Origin of the sequence: Candidatus Collinsella stercoripullorum, assembly GCF_027669965.1 — a bacterium.
Classification (GTDB): domain Bacteria; phylum Actinomycetota; class Coriobacteriia; order Coriobacteriales; family Coriobacteriaceae; genus Collinsella; species Collinsella stercoripullorum.
The window spans coordinates 1-2,710 of sequence record NZ_JAQECM010000089.1 but is presented as its reverse complement, the minus strand read 5'-3'; the positions used below and the strand labels follow the sequence as shown (position 1 = coordinate 2,710).

Annotated in this window: 2 protein-coding genes; both read left to right on the top strand. The window is 53.9% G+C overall.

Features of this window, described 5'->3' with window-relative positions:
- The first annotated feature begins 107 nt into the window (after positions 1-107).
- On the top strand, positions 108-1,667 hold the full coding sequence (locus PHA29_RS10385) for a type I restriction-modification system subunit M (protein ID WP_270849562.1): 1,560 nt from the start codon (positions 108-110) through the stop codon (positions 1,665-1,667).
- 2 nt (positions 1,668-1,669) lie between these two features.
- The coding region (locus PHA29_RS10380; RefSeq protein ID WP_270849561.1) for a restriction endonuclease subunit S at positions 1,670-2,710 on the top strand (1,041 nt) is incomplete at its 3' end.

Here is a 2,710-nt window from a genome sequence, read left to right as displayed (position 1 = left end):
TCTGTGGTGCTCAGCGGGGCAAATACTCAGCCATAGAGGACAACACTTGATTTGAAGCGCGCCACTATACTTATGATGATTTGTTTTCCTAGGATAGGAATTAAACTATGGCCCCAACCCAAGATGCTCAACGCACCGAGCTGCACAAAACCATCTGGTCCATCGCCGATGACCTGCGCGGCAGCGTAGACGGCTGGGACTTCAAACAATACGTGATCGGCACCTTGTTCTACCGGTTCATATCCGAGAACCTGACCGACTACCTCAACGAACAGGAGGGCAACGAATTCGACTACGCGACCCTACCCGACGAGGAAGCCGAAAACGGGCGCGAGGAGACGGTCAACGAGCGTGGGCTCTTCATCCTGCCGAGCGAGCTCTTCAATAACATCCGCCGCGACGCCCTCGCCGGCAAGCACGACGAGGACCTGAACGAAGTCCTGGAGCGCATCTTCAAGAACATCGAGGCGAGCGCCGCGGGCACCGACAGCGAGGACGACCTCAAGGGGCTCTTCGCCGACTACGACGTGAACAGCGCCAAGCTGGGCAACACCGTGCTCGAGCGCAACAAGAAGCTCAAGATCCTGCTGGACAAGATCGGCTCCATGGACCTAGGCGGCCGCTACCAGGACAACCGTATCGACGCCTTCGGCGACGCGTACGAGTTCCTCATGAACATGTACGCCAGCAACGCCGGCAAATCGGGTGGCGAGTTCTTCACCCCGCAGTACGTCTCCACCCTGCTCACCAAGATCGCTCTGGCGGGCAGGACCAGCGTGAACAAGGTGTACGATCCTTGCTGCGGATCTGGATCGCTTTTGCTCAACGCCGCCAAGCAGATTGGCGCGGAGAACGTGCGTGAGGGCTTCTTCGGCCAGGAGATTAACCTGACCACCTACAACCTGTGCCGCATCAATATGTTTTTGCACGACATCAACTTCGACCATTTCAGCATCAGGCTTGGCGACACGTTGAAAGATCCCCGTCACTGGGATGACGAGCCGTTCGAGATGATCGTCTCCAACCCGCCCTACTCCATCAAATGGGAGGGCAAGAACAACCCGCTCAACATCAACGACCCGCGCTTTAGCCCCGCGGGCGTGCTGGCACCCGCCAGCAAGGCAGACCTCGCCTTCACCATGCACATGCTGAGCTGGCTCTCCGCAGACGGCACCGCCGCCATCGTCGAGTTCCCGGGCGTGCTCTACCGTGGAGGTGCCGAGGGCAAGATCCGCACGTACCTGATCCAGAACAACTTCGTGGACACCGTCATCCAGCTGCCGCCAAATCTCTTCTACGGCACCACCATCGCCACCTGCATCATCGTACTCAAGAAGTCCAAGAAGACGAGCGACGTGCTCTTCATCGACGCGTCCAAGGAGTTCGTGCACGTAGGCAACCTCAATAACCTCTCCGAGGAGAATATTGAGCGCATCTATCGCACCCACATGGACCGCGAGGAGGTCCAGTACTTCAGCAAACTCGTGAGCAACGACGACATCGTAGCCAACGACGCCAACCTCTCCGTAAGTTCGTATGTGGAGCAGGAGGACACCCGCGAGAAGATCGACATCAAGGAACTCAACGCCCAGATAGAGCAAATTGTCGCCCGCGAGGACGAGCTGCGCCGCGCCATCGACGCCATCGTGGCGGATCTGGAGGCGTAGGGATGAGCAGGATTGACGAGCTTATCGAGCAGCTTTGTCCTGACGGGGTGGAGTACAGAACGCTTGGAGAAATTGGATCACTTCTCACAGGACTGTCGGGCAAAAGCAAAAAAGACTTCTCTCCCGATGAAAATGCGCTATTCGTGCCCTATAAAAATGTATTCCTGAATCCCGCTCTTGATTTGAGCTATTTGGAGCATGTCTCCGTGCAAGACGGAGAAAAGCAGAGTCGCCTGGAGAAAGGCGACATCATCTTTACCGCTTCCTCAGAAAATCCAGAAGAAGCCGGCATGACGTCGGTGGTAACCGTCGATCCCGCACGCGACATATTTCTAAATAGTTTTTGCTTCTTAATTCGTCCGTCAAATCAGAATGTCTTGCATCCAGAATTTGCCAAGCACCTGTTTCGGAGCAAAGCCATAAGAAAAGCTCTTGCTAAGACCGCAAGCGGGGTAACTCGCTTCAACATCTCCAAGGCAAGATTGCTCAAGATTCCCATTCCTGTTCCCCCTATGGAAATCCAAGAGGAAATTGTGCGGATACTAGACTCCTTCTCGGAACTCGAGGCGGAACTCGAGGCGGAACTCGAGGCACGTCAGGAGCAGTATTCGCATTACCGAGATGCACTGCTTTCTTTTAATGAAGATAGCTCAATTCGACAAGTTGCTTTAGCTGATATCGGAACTTTGAGGCGTGGAAAAAGATTCGTCATTTCTGACTATGTGGAAAAGGGAATTGAAGCAGTTCACTACGGTGAGATTTACACAACCTATTCGCTAAGTGCGACAGAAACAATTTCGCATCTACCTGAATCGATGGCCCCTTCCCTCAGATTCGCTCACAAAGGAGATGTAATTATTGCTGCTACCGGTGAAAACGTTGAGGATCTCTGCAAACCGCTTGTTTGGTACGGAGAAAATGACGTAGCCGTACATGACGACTGTTTCATTTTTACCAGCGACATAGAACCAAAATATGTGGCTCACTGCTTACTCAGCTCGTCAGTTGCCGAACTGAGTAGTAACCGTTCGCGGTACCAGCAG